The sequence below is a fragment of the Phreatobacter sp. GW821-FHT04C01 genome, from assembly GCF_059420385.1.
In genome coordinates, this window is sequence record NZ_JBWKTP010000020.1 from 1 (window position 1) to 12784 (window position 12784).

Sequence of the window (12784 nt, forward strand, 5' to 3'; positions counted from 1 at the left end):
ACCGACCCGCCCACATTCCGGCCTGAAGCCTTCGTCGCCAGCCGGACCACCAAAAAGAGACCTGTCATGAAGAAGTTTATCCTTGCCGCAGCCCTGCTCGCGCCGCTCGCCATTGCCGCTCCGGCTTTCGCCCAGGGCGCCGGCGATGCCGGCGGTTTCATCGAGACTCCCTCGGTCACCACCTACGCGCCGAACCAGCCGCGCGAGTTCAGCGCCCATCACGTCCGCGGCGGCCGGGCCGGCGGCATGACCGACCTCGAGCGCAGCCTGATCGAGCGCGAAGTGGTGACGTCATCGGGCATCGCCGCTCACTGAAGCATTGCGCATGCCGGCACGAGCCGGCTTCGTTCAAGACCAACGCCGGGGCGCCACCCCGGCGTTTTCTTTAGGATCGGTCCGCTTGATTTCGGTCTTGCATCGCCGCTCGGAGTAAGTTGCGCTGGTGCAAGGTGTGGGTCGCTATCGGTCAAATTGTCCCTTCACACGCACATAATTTTCCGATTTCCCGCGTTGGGGTCCTGGCCGCTTGTCGACATTTTGGCGTTCCTCTGTCGGCATATCGGTTGAAATGCCCGCACCGATGGCGTCTCTCCGTTTCAATGATCCATCTGGACAATACGGGCGCCGGTGAACGGTGTGAAATCCGATAAGATATTGTGATCATGATAAAAAACACGGAACGCATGATGTGGACGGGCTCTGCCGCGGCCACTCGGAGAGGCGGGCGTGGCACGCCTCGTTGCGATCGCGCCGTCGCTTTCAGGCCGTTCCAATGAGCGCTGGTTGCTATCGAGACGCTCGGGCGTCGCAATTGTAAGAATTGCGACAATGCACATTAAAAATAAGAAAACTGAACAAGTATGTGCGTTTTCTCAATTTCGTGATTGGCAATTTGCCGGGCGAGCACCTATGTTGAGGATGTCGGCGGCGGACACCTCCTGCCGACACCGAAGCAAACATCCCGGATCTGGCGTGTCCCTCCCACCACCGGGTTTTCCAATGGAGACTGTCATGAAGAAGCTGATCCTCGCCGCCGCCCTCCTGGCTCCGCTCGCCGTCGCCGCTCCGGCCCTTGCCGACGATGCCGCCGGTTTCATCGAGACCCCCTCGGTCACCACCTATGCACCGGCCCAGCCCCGTGAGTTCACGGCGCGTTATGGACGTGCATCGGCGGCCGACCAGAGCCTGATCAACCGCGAAGCCGTGCCGTCCTCGGCCTTCTCTTCCGCGAACTGAGCGCGGGCGCCTGTTTCACCCACACGCAAGCAAATGATCCGGCCTGAAGCGTTCATCGCCAGCCGGGCAACCCAATGGAGATCATCATGAAGAAGCTCATTCTCGCCGCGACCCTGCTCGCGCCCCTCGCCGTTGCCGCTCCCGCTTTCGCCCAGGGTGCCGGTGATGCTGCCGGTTTCATCGAAACCCCGTCGGTCACCACCTATGCCCCGGTGCAGCCCCGCGAATTCTCGGCCCGCCAGATGATGCGCGGCCAGTCGCTGTCCACGGCGCCAAGCCTGGTCGATCGCGAAGCGGTGCCGTCCTCGGCTTTCTCTTCGTCCAACTGAATGGGAATCGGCCGGCGTCAGCCGGTCCTGTCCAAGACCAACGCCGGGGTTCCCACCCCGGCGTTTTCTTTGTCTGGAAATACGCGGCTTTTGGCTTGCCCTGGGCGCCGCCGGGCGGAAGCCGGCCTGCTTGTCAGTCGGGCTTCCGGCCGAGTTTGCGCATCATCGTGGCGGTTTGCCGTGCCACGGGATCATTGCTGCCGTCGAGCTCGGCGATGACGCCCGCCCGGTCGGCCGGCGTCTTGTCCTGGTTCAGCTTGAGCTTGCCTTCCAGGCGGTCGATGTCGATCTCGACCGCGATGATCGCCTTCAGACGCGGCGCGATCGCAGCCTCCGGCATGTCCTCGAAACGCCATGGGCCACCGAGCGGCGTGTCGTAGCGGGAGATGACCCGTTTCAACAGGGCGCGCAGCACCTCCGGGTCGTCGTCGATCACCGGCCGGCCATAGGCCTGAACCGCCGTATAGTTCCAGGTGGGGAAGGTCTCGCGGTTTTCATACCAGCTCGGCGAGATGAACGCATGCGGGCCTTGAAACACCACCAGGGCCTCGCCGCCGCCGGCGAGCTGGTCGCATTGCGGATTGGCCCGGGCCAGATGCGTGATGAGCCGGCCCTTGGCGCCATTGCCGTCGATGAGAAAGGGCAATTGCGTCGCCAGGATTCCCGCGGGGCCCGACGTGATCAGGGTGGCGAAGCTCCATTGCCGCATCAGGTCGTGCAGCACGTCGAGCCGGTCCTCGCGATAGGCTGGTGGCGTATACATTGCGGCGCCTCAATGAGCCCGGGACGCGATCAGGCGCTTCAGCCACTCCGCGGCGTCGGTGATGGCTCTGACGCTGATATCGGCGATCGACATCGCCTCGAGGAAGGAGTGGACGGTGCCCTTGTAGATATGGGCCTCGACCGGCACGCCGGCGGCCTTCAGCGCCTGCTCCATGGCGAGGTTCTGGTCGTGCAGCACGTCCAGCTCGGTGATCGCCATGAAGGCCGGCGGCAAGCCGTCGAGCCGGGCGTGGAGCGGGCACATCAGCGGGTTCTTCGCATCCTCGGGCGTGCGCATATATTGGCGGAAGAACCACACCATCATGTGGGTGGTGAGGAGATAGTCGCCGCCGCCATAACGCACGACGGAGTCGGCGAGGAAGTCGACCTCGTAGCAGCCATAGTTCAGCACCATGCCCTTGATCAGAGGTTCACCCGCGTCGCGCAAGGCGAGGGCGGCCGCGACCGTCAGATTGCCGCCGGCGGAATCGCCGCCGACCATCAGGGTCGAAATATCGAGGCCGAGGGCGGCGCTTTCCCGGGCGAGCCAGCGGATGGTGTCGATGGTCTCCTCGAGCGGTTGCGGGAAACGGCCTTCGGGCGCGCGGGTATAGTCGATGCCGACCACCGCCACGCCGGCCCTTGCCGCATATTCACGCATCAGCCGGTCATGGGTGTCGATGCTGAACAGGGTCCAGCCGCCGCCGTGAATATAGAGGAACACCGGCAGCGGGCGTTTCGTCTCGGGATAATAGATCCGGATGCGCACCGGGCCATGGCGGGTCGGCACCTGATGCTCGACCGTTTCCGCCATGACCGGGCCACCCTCGGTCCAGGGCTTGCGGACGATTTCGGCCACTTCGCGGGCGCGTGAAACCGGCATGGATTCGCGCGGCGGATGCTTGGCCGAATCCGCCCGCATCCGGGTGACGAACTGGGCGATCTGCGGATCCAGCGGCGGCAACGGCACGACGATATCGGGCATCTTGGTTTCCTCGACCGGTTGTTTCTGGGGATCAGGCGGTGAGCGCCGCGACGGGCCTGGCGCTGCCGGGGCCGGCGAACAGGCGGCGGCCGGGGATCGCTTCGAGCAGCTCGCGCGTATAGGCGTGGCGCGGGTTGACGAAGACCGACTGCGTCTCGCCCTGTTCGACGATCTCGCCGCGGCGCATCACCACGATGCGGTCGGCGATCTCGGCCGCCACCCTGAGGTCATGGGTGATGAAGATCATCGCGAGGTCCATTTCTTCGCGAAGCTCGGCCAGCAGCGCCAGGATATGCGCCTGCACGGAGACATCGAGCGCCGAGACCGCTTCGTCGGCGACCAGCACGCGTGGCTTCAAGGCCAGCGCCCTGGCGATGCAGATGCGCTGCCGCTGGCCGCCGGAGAATTCGTGCGGATAGCGATCGGTGGCACTCTCGTGCAGGCCGACCCGGGCGAGCAGGCGCCGGGCGTCGGCCATGGCCTCCTGTGCCGGCGTGCCATAGGCCATCGGGCCGCGCGCCACCGCATCGCCGATCTTCTGGCGCGGATCGAGAGCGGCGAAGGGATCCTGGAAGACGATCTGGATCTTGCGCCTGACGGTGCGCAGGGCTGCGCCGCGCAGCTTCAGGAGATCGCCGCCGTCGAAGTCGATCGAGCCCCGGTCCGGTTCGATCAGGCGCATGATCATCCGTCCGAGCGTCGACTTGCCGGAGCCGGATTCGCCCACCACCGCCACCGTTTCCCGCGGCCTGAGCGCCAGCGTGACGTCGTTCACGGCCGCCACTCGCCGTGGCGGACGCAGCAGCCCCTGGCGCGTGACGAAGGTCTTGCCGAGCCCGGTCGCCGTCAGCAGCGGCTCAGCGCCGAGCTTGCGGTCGGAACGGGTCAGGGGCCGCGCGCCGGGCACGGCTGCGATCAGTGCCTTGGTGTAGCTGTCCTGGGGCCGGCTGAGCACGTCGTCGACGCGGCCTTCCTCCACGACGCGGCCGTGGCGCATGACCACGACGCGGTCGGCGATATCGGCGACCACGCCGAAATCATGGGTGATCAGCAACACGCCCATGCCGCGCTCGGTCTGCAATTGCCGGATCAGCGCCAGGATCTGCCGCTGCGTCGTCACGTCGAGCGCGGTCGTCGGCTCGTCGGCGAGCAGCAGCGCCGGGTTGTTGGCCATGGCCATGGCGATCATGACGCGCTGGCGCTGGCCGCCGGAGAGCTGGAACGGGAAGCTGCGCGCCAGCGTGACCGGTTCGGGCAGGCCGACGGCGGCGATCAGCGCGAGCACCCGGGCGTCCACCGCCGCGCGGGCCGGCAGCGGGCGGGTATGGGTGATGATCGCCTCGGCGATCTGGTCGCCCACCCGGGTCAGCGGATTGAGCGCGCTGAGCGGCTCCTGGAAGATCATCGAGATCTCGCCGCCGCGCAGCGTCCGCATCATCGCCTCGTCGGCGCGCGCGATGTCGGCGCCCTTGAAGCGGATGGCGCCCGAGGCGATGCCGACATTGTCGGGCAGCAGGCGCAGGGCGGCATGGGCCGTCATCGATTTGCCCGAGCCGGATTCGCCGACCAGGCAGACGATCTCGTTCCGCCGGACGGTCAGCGACACCTGTTCGATGGCGAAGGGCCGGTCGGCGCCGCGCGGCAGGGCGATCGACAGCTGGTCGAGGAAGAGCAGGGCATCATCGGCCATCAGTGCCGTCCTCCGCGGGAAATGCGCGGGTTCAAGGTGTCGTTCAGACCTTCGCCGAGGAGATTGATGGCGAGCACGGTCAGCAGGATCGCGACGCCGGGAAACACGCTCATCCACCAGGCCTGCCGGATGACGGTGCGCGAGGCGCCGACCATGAAACCCCAGGACATCAGGTTGGGGTCGCCGAGGCCCATGAAGCTCAGCGCGCTCTCGATCAGGATGGCGGTCGCGATGGTCAGCGATCCCGTGACGATGATCGGTGAAATCGCGTTGGGCAGGATGTGGCGCAGCACCACCGCCAGCGGCGATTGGCCCTGGCAGGCGGCGGCCTGGACGAATTCGCGATTGCGCAGCCTGAGGAATTCGGCGCGCGTCAGGCGCGCCAGCGGCGGCCAGCTGACGATGCCGATGGCGAAGATGACATGGCTGAGCGAGGGGCCGAGGGTCGCCACCAGCAGAATGGCCAGGATGAAACCCGGGATGGTCTGGAACAATTCGGTGACGCGCATCATCGCGTCGTCGATCAGCCCGCCGCAATAACCCGAGACCGCGCCGATCAGCACGCCGATGAAGACCGCCGCCAGCGTCGACGCCACGCCGATGGTCATCGACACGCGCGTGCCGTGGACGATGCCGGCGGCGACGTCGCGGCCGAGCGTGTCGGAACCGAGCAGGAAACCATCGGTGAGGGGCGGCGCGAAGGGCCGCCCGATCATGTCCCAGGGGTCGTCGGGATAGAGCAGGGGCGCCAACACGGCGAGGGTCACGATCACCAGCAGGATGACCAGGCCGACCATGCCGCTGGGATGGCGGAGGAAAGCTTTGAGCGTGTCCATGCCGCGGGATCTCCGTTCAGGACGCCGGGCGCGTGGTGACGCGCGGATCGATGAGGCGATAGATCGCATCGGTTGCGAGGTTCAGCACGATGACCAGCACCGACATGACCAGGAAGATGCCGAGCAGCACCGGATAGTCGCGCTGCAGCACCGCGTCATAGGTGAGCCGTCCGAGGCCGGGCCAGGCGAAGACGGTCTCGATCACCACCGCGCCGCCGACCAATGCGCCGGCCTGCATGCCGGCGACCGTGACCACCGGCAGGATGGCGTTGCGCAGGATGTGGCGGGCGATGATGCGGCCTTGGGCGAGGCCCTTGGCGCGCGCCGTCTTGATGAAGTCCTGATGCATGACCTCGATCACCGAGGACCGCATCAGCCGCGCATAGATGGCGAGATAGACCGCGGCGAGCGACAGAGCCGGCAAGGTGAGATGCGCGGCGATGTCGAGCATGCGCCTGAGCGGCGACATCTCGACGCCGATGGTGACGTAGCCGAACGCCGGCAGCCAATCGAGCTGCACCGAAAACAGCAGCACCAGCATCAGCCCGAGCCAGAACACCGGCATGGCGTAGAGCAGCAGCGAGACCACCGTCAGGAGCGTGTCGGACCATCGGCCGGCGCGGATGCCGGCAAGCGTGCCGAGCACGATGCCGGCGGCCAGCGCCACCAGAAAGGCCGTGCCGGTGAGCAGCAGCGTCGCCGGCATGCGTTCGGCAAGCAGGCTCAGCACCGGCCTTTGCTGGCGGTAGGAATAGCCGAGGTCGAGGGTCAGCACCCGTTTCAGGTGGCTGCCGAGCTGCACGACATAGGGCTTGTCCAGCCCATATTCCTGGCGAAGCTGGGCGAGCATCTGCTCGTCGGCCGCTCCTGTCTGGCCAGCCATGACCTGGGCTGGATCGCCCGGCGCCGACCGCACGATGATGAAGCTGAAGGTGGCGATGACCAGCACCACCGCCACGAATTTCACCGCCCAGGCCAGGACGGCTAGGGCGGTCGCGAAACCGCGCCCGCCACCCGCCTTGAGTGCCGCCATGCTCATCCGAGCGACACCGTGCCGAAGGTGTCGTGCACGCCGATGCCGGTCGTGATGACGTTTTTCAGGCGCTTGTCGATGAAGTTCGGGAAGTCCTGCTCGATCAGCCAAGCCAGCGGACAATCCTCGACGATGATCTTCTGGACCTGGGAATAGAGCTCCCGGCGCTTGGTCTCGTCGATCGCCACCGCCGCCTCCTCGAACAGCCGGTCGACCTCCGGATTGGCATAACCGGCCATGTTGGAGAACAGCACGCCCTTGCGGATATTGGTCGAGGTATAGCTGCGCGACACGCCGAGCGCCGGATCGCCCAGCTGGTAGAGCAGGTTGACGGTCATCTCATATTCCCAGTTCGACACCCGCTCGGCCCAGCCGGCGAGATCGAGGCCCTGGAGCACGATGTCGATGCCGACCCGGCCGAGCGACTGGCGGATGAATTCGCCGATGCGCTGCCAGATCTCGCCATAGGGCGGCACCAGGAAGGTGATGGTGACGCGTTTTCCGCCGGCGCCGGGTTTCAGGCCCATGTCGTCGAGCAGGGCCTTGGCCTTGTCGAGCGAGTAGTCGTATTGCTTGACGTTCTTCTCGTGGAACGGGGTCTTCGACGAGACCGGCCCGGTGGCTTCCTTGCCGAGGCCGAAGAACACCCGGTTCTTCATCGCGGTGCGGTCTATGGCGTGGGAACAGGCCTGGCGGAAACGCTTGTCGTTCATCGGCGCGACACGGTTGTTCATGTCGAGCCACAGATGCGGGGCGAAGAACTCGTAGCCCTTGGTGGTCATTTCCAGGTTGGGCAGCTTCTGCAGGCGCGCAACGTCGAAGAACTCGACATCGGTCCATTGGGTGAGCTGGACCACGCCTTTCTCGAGCGCGACCGAACGGGAGGCGCCGTCCGGGATGACGCGATAATAGATCTCGTCGAGATAAGGCTCGCCCGGGCGATAATAGCCTTCGTGCCGGACGAGATGGATATGCGAGCCGCGCACCCATTCCTTCAGCTTGAACGGGCCGGTGCCGATGGCCTGGGCATTGGCCGGGTTCTTGCGGATGTCGGTGCCTTCGTAGATGTGCTTCGGCACGATCGGCGCCGTGGTGCAGTCGAACGAGCTGAGGAACGGCGCGAAGGGCTGTTTCAGCGTGAACACCACGGTCAGCGGATCCGGCGCCTCGGCCTTTTCGATGCGCTGGAAGGTACCGCGGGCGCGCGGATGGGTCTCGATCAGCACGGTCATCACCGAGAACACCACGTCGGCCGAGGTCATCGGCTTGCCGTCGTGGAAGGTGATGTTGGGGAACAGCTTGAAAGTATATTTCAGGCCGTCCGGCGAGACCTCCCAGGACTGGGCGAGGCCCGGCATCGGCTTCAGGTCGAAGCTGTAGCGCAGCAGGCTCTCATAGATCTTGCCGCCGAGGGTGAGGGTCGGCTGCTGCTGGTTGATGGCCGTGACCAGGATCGGCGGTTCAGGCTGGATGATGGTGTTGAGCGTGCCGCCGCGGGTCTGGCCGACGGCGCGGCTGAGTCCCCAGGAGATTTCGGTGCCGCCGGCCACGCCGGCCGCGGCCATGAGCTTGGCGAATTCGCGTCTGTTCATCACGGGTTCCCCTGGTTCGTCCGCCGGGTCGGCCCCGGCCTTGTTGGTGTTGGATGTTCTCGCCCGCGCGCGGCTCATGCCGCCGCCAACGGGCCGAGTACTGTCGCGATCGGGCCGCATGACGTGGCCGGACGGCAAGGCCGGCCTAGTAGCCGCGCGCCGGATCGACCCGATTGAGCAGCGGCTCGCCCGCCTTCAGGCGTCGGATGTTTTCGGCGATCTGCTCGGCGATGACCCGCGGCTTGGCGAGGCCCGCCATATGCGGCGTCACCAGCACGCCCGGCTCGCGCCAAAGCGGATGCTCCGGGGCCAGCGGCTCATGATCGAAGACGTCGAGAATGGCGCCGCGCAGATGGCCCGAACGGATCAAGCCGACGAGATCGTCCACCACCAGGTGTTCGCCGCGGCTGACCAGGATCAGGCCCGCGCCCTTGGGCAGGCGGGCCAGCCGTTCGGCATTCAGGATCTGCGAGGTGGCCGGCGTCAGCGGCAGCAGGCAGACCAGGATATCCGCCTCGGCGAGGAACGCGTCGAGCGCCGCCTCGCCGGCATGCACCGTCACGCCGTCGACCTGCCTCGGCGCGCGTGACCAGCCTGACACGCGGTAGCCGACCTGGCTCAGCAGGCGCGCCGCCCGTTCGCCCATGGCGCCGAGGCCGAGAATGCCGACCCGCTTGTCGCCGGCGGCCGTCTGCTCCAGGCGATGCCAGCGCCCGATGCGCGCATTGGCCGTCACCTCGTCGAAGCGACGGTGGAAATAAAGCGTGCCCCACAGGATGAACTCGGCCATGGCGGCGGCGAGCTTGGGATCGACCACCCGACAGATCGGCAGGTCCGGCAGGGCAGGATCGGACAGGATGTTGTCGACGCCGGCGCCGATCGAATGCACCAGCCGGAGGTTCGGCATGCTCGCGAGCGCGCCCTTGGGCGGAGCCCAGCAGATGGCGATTTCGGCGTCGATCGCGCCCGGCTCGAGCCAGTTCCTGAAGGTCGCGCCGGGCAGGGCGCTTTCGAGCTGTGCCGCGAGGAAGGAGAGAACACCGAGTTCGCTCATCAAGGTAATGCTGGTCATGCGGTTGCGTGGGGCCCTGTGTGGTGTCTTGGCACGGCGCGTGCTTTGAAATTCTGCGGCGATTGGTCGATGATGCGGCCAAGGCTCTCGGGCACGAGGGTACGAGGTCAGCGGGCCAACGCTGTCTGTTCAGGGTCAGGAATTGTCGCAGATGGGCCATATGCTTCCCCTGCCGCCTGGGCGTTCCCGTCGTGAGGCGGGCGCGCAGACCGTCACCTGCTTCGCCGGTTTCGAGGCGAGCGGCCGGCGCGCCGACGCGCTGCAGAGTTCCGGCCGCCCGGTCGCCGCCATGGCGGCCGAATATGCGTCCGGCACCGTCGGCACGCGCCACAGCCATCGGCGGGCGCAATTGCTGCATGCGCTGAGCGGAGTAATGACGGTCATCACCGAGGCGGGCAGCTGGGCCGTGCCGCCGCAGCATGCCCTGTGGCTCCCCTCCGGCGTGGTCCACCAGAGCCGCTGCTGGGGCGACGTGCAGTTGCGCACGCTCTATGTCGAGCCGGAGGCTGCGGCCAACCTGCCCCAGGCCTGCCGGCTGCTCGAGGTCTCGCCGCTGCTGCGCGCGCTGATCAACGAGGCGGTGACCTTGCCGGTCGAATATGACGAACAAGGCCGCGACGGCCAGGTGGTGGCGCTGATGCTGGGGGAGATCGGCCGCATGCCCGCTTTGCCGCTGAGCGCGCCCATGCCGCGCGACCGGCGGCTCGCCCGTATCTGCGAGGCGATCCTGCGCGACCCGAGCAACGACCAGGACCTGGAACACTGGGCCCGCGTCGGCGGCCTCGGCCGGCGTACCCTGACCCGGCTGTTCCGGCAGGAGACCGAGATGAGCTTCGCCGAATGGCGCCAGCAGGTGCGGCTGATGGAGGCGTTGACCCGGCTGACCTCGGGCGAGCCGGTGACCAATGTGGCACTCGATCTTGGCTATGACAGCCCGAGCGCCTTCAGCGCCATGTTCCGGCGCATCATGGGCATCTCGCCGCGCGAATACCTGCGCTGGACCGAGCCGAGCGAGCCGGATTTCCGTGTGAGCGAACCGCCGGCCGGCGCCGTCGGCGCGTGAAAATCGGGCCGACGGGGCTCGGCTGGACAGCTGTCGCCGGTCTCGACTATAGATTTTGGCGATAATCGGACGACATGCGCCGATGACCATCGTGTCGATGTCGGCACGGTCACGAACACGTCAGCCTCTCCGTTTCCGGACCCTTCCGAAGGTCGGCATCGACTCTTCACAAGGTCCGCCTGGCGCGGCTTTTCCTGTTCTCGACCGGCCGGCGGGGGTCATTGCACTGTCGGTTTTGCGGGACATTCGCGGGGGCGAATGGGGTTGTCTGGTCCGCATCGGTCCGAGCGTCGTGTTGAGCTGCGCCGACGTCGGTCTCGCCTGGCCGGGGTCAAGACTGTCAAACCCAGGACGGAATGCCTCACATGAAATGGATCATCTTGTTGACGCTGGCCTTGGCGCCCCTCGCGGGCGCGCCGGCCCAGGCCCAGACCATCTCCGATTGTCCCGACGATTTTTCCGCCTTCGCGGGTTCGACGGAAGCGCTGGTCTGCAACTGCAATGCGCAGGCCGCCGACCGTGGCTCGGTTTGGGGCATGGACGTCTATACGGGCGATAGCTCGATCTGCAAGGCGGCGGTCCATGCCGGCGCGATCAGCCGGCGCGGCGGTCAGGTGACGGTGACGCCGGAAGCCGGGCGGCCGGCTTATCCCGGCCTGACCCGCAATGGCGTCAGTTCATCGAATTACGGCGCCTATGCCTCGAGCTTCCGCTTCGCGGGCGCGGCCGCCGCGCCCAATGCCGCCGGCGGCAAGTCTGGCGACGGCAAGTCGGGGCCGGGTGGCGCTACGACCGAAACGGCGGCAATTTCGGAATGCCCTGACGATTTCTCCGCCTTCGCGGGCTCGACCCAGGCTCTCACCTGCACCTGCAGCGCGCAGGCTGCCGAGCGCGGTTCGGTCTGGGGCATGGACATCTACACGGGCGACAGCTCGGTCTGTAAGGCAGCGGTGCATGCCGGCGCCATCAGCCGGCGCGGCGGCCAGGTGACGGTGACGCCCGAAGAGGGGCGGTCGGCCTATCCCGGCTTGACTCGAAACGGCGTCAGTTCGTCGAATTACGGCGCCTATGCCTCGAGCTTTCGCGTCGCCGGCCAGGGGCGCGCCGCCGGCGCGCCGTCAGGCCAGACCACCCAGGTGCTGATCTCGGAATGCCCGAACGATTTTTCGACCTTCGCCGACACCTCCGACCCGTTGATCTGCACCTGCAACGCGCAGGCGGCGGATCGTGGTTCGGTCTGGGGCATGGACGTCTATACGGGCGACAGTTCGGTCTGCAAGGCAGCGGTTCATGCCGGCGTGATCAACCGGCGCGGCGGCCAGGTGACGGTGACGCCGGAGGCCGGCCAGGCGACCTATGCGGGGGTGACCCGCAACGGCATCTCGTCCTCCAATTACGGCGCCTATGCCGCAAGCTTCCGCTTCGGCCCGGCGCCTGCCGGCCCGACGGTCTGCCCGGATAATTTCGTCGCATTCCAGGAGATCGCCGAACCGCTCGCCTGCACCTGCGACGCGGCTGCCACCGCGCGTGGCTCGGTCTGGGGCATGGACATCTACACGGCCGATTCCTCGATCTGTAAGGCGGCGGTCCATGCTGGCGCGTTGCCGCGCCAGGGCGGCCTGGTGAGCGTCATTCCCGAGCCCGGCCGCAACGCCTATCCGGGCCTCACCCGCAACGGCATCACGTCTTCGAATTACGGGCCCTATGACGGCAGCTTCCGGTTTCCGCCGCGCCAGGGTGCGGCTCAACCGGCGCCGGCCAAACTGGCGGCGGCGCCGGTCCAGCAGGACATCGCCCAGAGCCTGCGTGAGCGCGGCGAGGTCGATCTCTATGTCCAGTTCCGCTTCAATTCGGCGGAGCTGGATCTCTCCGCCGCTGACGCCTTGCGTCAATTGCGCAGCGTCCTGGCGGCGGATACGAGCCTCAGGCTGGGGCTGATCGGTCATACGGATTCGGTGGGTACGGCCGATTACAATCGCTCCTTGTCCTACCGCCGCGCCGAATCCGTGGGACGCTGGCTCGTCCAGCAAGGCATCGACGCCGGCCGCCTGACCATCGACGGACGCGGCCGTGCCGAGCCGATCGCCGACAACGCCACCGAGGCCGGCCGCGCGGCCAATCGACGGGTTCAAGCCCTGAAGCTCTGACGCCGGGCCGCCTCCGGCCGATATTTCCGTGCGTCGCGC

Annotated in this window: 12 protein-coding genes; 5 read left to right on the top strand and 7 right to left on the bottom strand. The window is 66.8% G+C overall.

Going from position 1 to position 12784, the window contains the following annotated elements; genetic code table 11:
- The first annotated feature begins 66 nt into the window (after window positions 1-66).
- The 3 genes from AC07WJ_RS36380 (at window position 67) to AC07WJ_RS36390 (ending at window position 1565) form a co-directional block, all read left to right on the top strand.
- On the top strand, window positions 67-315 hold the full coding sequence (locus AC07WJ_RS36380; RefSeq protein ID WP_494939632.1) for a hypothetical protein: 249 nt from the start codon (window positions 67-69) through the stop codon (window positions 313-315).
- A gap of 696 nt (window positions 316-1011) precedes the next feature.
- Window positions 1012-1236, top strand: a complete 225-nt coding sequence (locus tag AC07WJ_RS36385; protein WP_494939633.1) for a hypothetical protein — start codon at window positions 1012-1014, stop codon at window positions 1234-1236.
- Between the two features lie 86 nt (window positions 1237-1322).
- Entirely contained in the window at window positions 1323-1565 is a 243-nt protein-coding gene (locus AC07WJ_RS36390; RefSeq protein WP_494939634.1) for a hypothetical protein, read from the top strand.
- A gap of 133 nt (window positions 1566-1698) precedes the next feature.
- On the opposite strand, the gene AC07WJ_RS36395 is transcribed toward AC07WJ_RS36390, so the two are convergent.
- The 7 genes from AC07WJ_RS36395 to AC07WJ_RS36425 all read right to left on the bottom strand — a co-directional run bounded on the left by AC07WJ_RS36395 (window position 1699) and on the right by AC07WJ_RS36425 (window position 9535).
- Window positions 1699-2328, bottom strand: a complete 630-nt coding sequence (locus AC07WJ_RS36395) for an FMN-binding negative transcriptional regulator (RefSeq protein ID WP_494939635.1) — start codon at window positions 2326-2328, stop codon at window positions 1699-1701.
- A gap of 9 nt (window positions 2329-2337) precedes the next feature.
- Entirely contained in the window at window positions 2338-3312 is a 975-nt protein-coding gene (locus AC07WJ_RS36400) for an alpha/beta hydrolase fold domain-containing protein (protein WP_494939636.1), read from the bottom strand.
- Between the two features lie 31 nt (window positions 3313-3343).
- Window positions 3344-5002 carry an ABC transporter ATP-binding protein gene (locus AC07WJ_RS36405; RefSeq protein WP_494939637.1) on the bottom strand — a complete coding sequence of 553 codons (1659 nt, stop codon included), beginning with the start codon at window positions 5000-5002 and terminating at the stop codon, window positions 3344-3346.
- Entirely contained in the window at window positions 5002-5838 is an 837-nt protein-coding gene (locus tag AC07WJ_RS36410; protein ID WP_494939638.1) for an ABC transporter permease, read from the bottom strand. Before AC07WJ_RS36410 ends, AC07WJ_RS36405 begins: the two co-directional genes overlap by 1 nt.
- Window positions 5839-5854: 16 nt before the next feature.
- Window positions 5855-6877: an ABC transporter permease gene (locus tag AC07WJ_RS36415; RefSeq protein WP_494939639.1), complete on the bottom strand. Its 1023-nt coding sequence runs from the start codon at window positions 6875-6877 to the stop codon at window positions 5855-5857.
- On the bottom strand, window positions 6874-8463 hold the full coding sequence (locus AC07WJ_RS36420) for an ABC transporter substrate-binding protein (RefSeq protein WP_494939640.1): 1590 nt from the start codon (window positions 8461-8463) through the stop codon (window positions 6874-6876). The genes AC07WJ_RS36415 and AC07WJ_RS36420 overlap by 4 nt, the downstream gene beginning before the upstream one ends.
- 145 nt (window positions 8464-8608) lie before the next feature.
- Window positions 8609-9535, bottom strand: coding sequence for a 2-hydroxyacid dehydrogenase (locus tag AC07WJ_RS36425; protein ID WP_494939641.1), 927 nt, complete (start codon window positions 9533-9535; stop codon window positions 8609-8611).
- Window positions 9536-9686: 151 nt separating this feature from the next.
- Here AC07WJ_RS36425 and AC07WJ_RS36430 point away from each other — a divergent pair, with 151 nt between their 5' ends.
- Window positions 9687-10598 carry an AraC family transcriptional regulator gene (locus tag AC07WJ_RS36430; protein ID WP_494939642.1) on the top strand — a complete coding sequence of 304 codons (912 nt, stop codon included), beginning with the start codon at window positions 9687-9689 and terminating at the stop codon, window positions 10596-10598.
- Window positions 10599-10963: 365 nt separating this feature from the next.
- The gene (locus AC07WJ_RS36435) at window positions 10964-12745 is read left to right on the top strand and encodes an LCCL domain-containing protein (RefSeq protein ID WP_494939643.1); all 1782 of its coding nucleotides are present in this window, start codon (window positions 10964-10966) and stop codon (window positions 12743-12745) included.
- The last annotated feature ends 39 nt before the right edge of the window (window positions 12746-12784 follow it).

What these genes read in the sequence shown, in the direction of transcription:
- AC07WJ_RS36380 (WP_494939632.1), top strand. Translation starts at nt 67, where the DNA reads ATGAAGAAGTTTATCCTTGCCGCAGCCCTGCTCGCGCCGCTCGCCATT.
- AC07WJ_RS36405 (WP_494939637.1), bottom strand. Translation starts at nt 5,002, where the DNA reads ATGGCCGATGATGCCCTGCTCTTCCTCGACCAGCTGTCGATCGCCCTG.
- AC07WJ_RS36400 (WP_494939636.1), bottom strand. Translation starts at nt 3,312, where the DNA reads ATGCCCGATATCGTCGTGCCGTTGCCGCCGCTGGATCCGCAGATCGCC.
- AC07WJ_RS36435 (WP_494939643.1), top strand. Translation starts at nt 10,964, where the DNA reads ATGAAATGGATCATCTTGTTGACGCTGGCCTTGGCGCCCCTCGCGGGC.
- AC07WJ_RS36430 (WP_494939642.1), top strand. Translation starts at nt 9,687, where the DNA reads ATGGGCCATATGCTTCCCCTGCCGCCTGGGCGTTCCCGTCGTGAGGCG.
- AC07WJ_RS36390 (WP_494939634.1), top strand. Translation starts at nt 1,323, where the DNA reads ATGAAGAAGCTCATTCTCGCCGCGACCCTGCTCGCGCCCCTCGCCGTT.
- AC07WJ_RS36425 (WP_494939641.1), bottom strand. Translation starts at nt 9,535, where the DNA reads ATGACCAGCATTACCTTGATGAGCGAACTCGGTGTTCTCTCCTTCCTC.
- AC07WJ_RS36420 (WP_494939640.1), bottom strand. Translation starts at nt 8,463, where the DNA reads ATGAACAGACGCGAATTCGCCAAGCTCATGGCCGCGGCCGGCGTGGCC.
- AC07WJ_RS36410 (WP_494939638.1), bottom strand. Translation starts at nt 5,838, where the DNA reads ATGGACACGCTCAAAGCTTTCCTCCGCCATCCCAGCGGCATGGTCGGC.
- AC07WJ_RS36395 (WP_494939635.1), bottom strand. Translation starts at nt 2,328, where the DNA reads ATGTATACGCCACCAGCCTATCGCGAGGACCGGCTCGACGTGCTGCAC.
- AC07WJ_RS36385 (WP_494939633.1), top strand. Translation starts at nt 1,012, where the DNA reads ATGAAGAAGCTGATCCTCGCCGCCGCCCTCCTGGCTCCGCTCGCCGTC.
- AC07WJ_RS36415 (WP_494939639.1), bottom strand. Translation starts at nt 6,877, where the DNA reads ATGAGCATGGCGGCACTCAAGGCGGGTGGCGGGCGCGGTTTCGCGACC.